The organism is Hymenobacter elongatus, assembly GCF_004745955.1.
In the GTDB taxonomy this organism is placed as follows: Bacteria; Bacteroidota; Bacteroidia; order Cytophagales; family Hymenobacteraceae; genus Hymenobacter; species Hymenobacter elongatus.
This window is the reverse complement of the sequence record NZ_SRLD01000101.1, coordinates 1-1,230: the sequence shown is the minus strand read 5'-3', so window position 1 is coordinate 1,230 and position 1,230 is coordinate 1. Positions and strand designations below refer to the sequence as shown.

At 59.5% G+C, this 1,230-nt stretch carries 1 protein-coding gene; it reads right to left on the bottom strand.

The features are described from left to right. Nucleotides 1-40: 40 nt before the first annotated feature. Nucleotides 41-1,149 (bottom strand): IS3 family transposase gene (locus E5J99_RS20900; protein ID WP_210114506.1). Its coding sequence is split into 2 segments (ribosomal slippage): nucleotides 41-897 and nucleotides 897-1,149, totalling 1,110 coding nucleotides; the frame shifts between segments, so codons are not numbered across the junction. Between the last annotated feature and the right edge of the window lie 81 nt (nucleotides 1,150-1,230).

Genomic DNA, 1,230 nt, shown 5'->3' with positions numbered 1-1,230 from the left:
TGACCTCCTCCCAATTGCTGGACCGGCCTGAAGTAGAGAATCAGGCGGTTTGAAGCTCGACAGTACTGGCGGCTGCCATGACCTGATCGGGCGTTAAATTCTGCAGCGAGCTGTGGGGTCGGAAACCATTGTACTCCTGCCGCCACTGCTCGATTTTCTCCTGTGCATCCGTCAGCGACAAGAACCAGTGTACGTTCAGACACTCATCCCGGAAGCTGCCGTTGAACGACTCAATGTACGGGTTATCAGTGGGTTTTCCCGGGCGCGAGAAGTCCAGCGTGACCTGCTGCTCATACGCCCATTTGTCTAGCGCTTTGCTGATAAACTCGCTGCCGTTGTCGACCTGAATGCGCTCCGGCACGACGCCCAGCGTTTGGTGCAGACGGCTCATCACGGCCACTACATCGTCTCCTTTCAGCGACTGCCCCACGTGAATGGCCAGGCACTGACGACTAAAATTGTCGACTATTGTTAAGGCCCGGATTTTCCGGCCGTCGAAGAGCTGATCGGCCACGAAATCCATGCTCCAGCTCTGGTGCGGCCGCTGCAGTTCGACCCGCTCCAGGCGGTGCGCCGCGGCCCGGCTACGCTTGGGACGTTTGCTGCGTAAATGCAGCCCTTCCAGGCAGTAGAGGCGATGAATGCGCTTGTGATTGTCGGGCCAGCCCTCCCGGCGTAGCAGTGTAAACAGGCGCTGACAGCCGTAGCGCACCCGGATCTGGGCCAGTTCCCGCAACCGGCGGCGCAACACCGTGTCATCCCGCCCGTGCGGCCGGTAGTACCAGCTCGAGCGCTGCAGCAACACGACCTGGCAGGCCCGGCGGGTCGAGATGCGGTAGGCGTCGATCAGGTGGTGAGCCGCGTGGCGACGCTGCACGGGCTTCAGAACTTTTTTTTGAGCACGTCCTGCAGCATTTGCTTGTCCAGGCTCAGGTCGGCCACCAACTGTTTGAGGTGCAGATTCTCCTCTTCCAGCTGCTTCAACCGGCGCAGCTCCGGCACGCCTAGCCCACCGTATTTCTTCTTCCAGTTGTAGTAGGTGGCCTCGCTGATGCCCATCTTCCGGCAGACCTCCGCGACGGCTACGCCCGTGTCGGCCTGGCGCAGGGCAAACACGATCTGGGCCTCGGTAAACTTCGTCTTTTTCATGGCGCATGTCTCTTGGTTTAAGATACAACAAGGGCCTGATTTCTCTACTTTAGCGTGGACCAGTTTCTTGGGAGGAGGTCA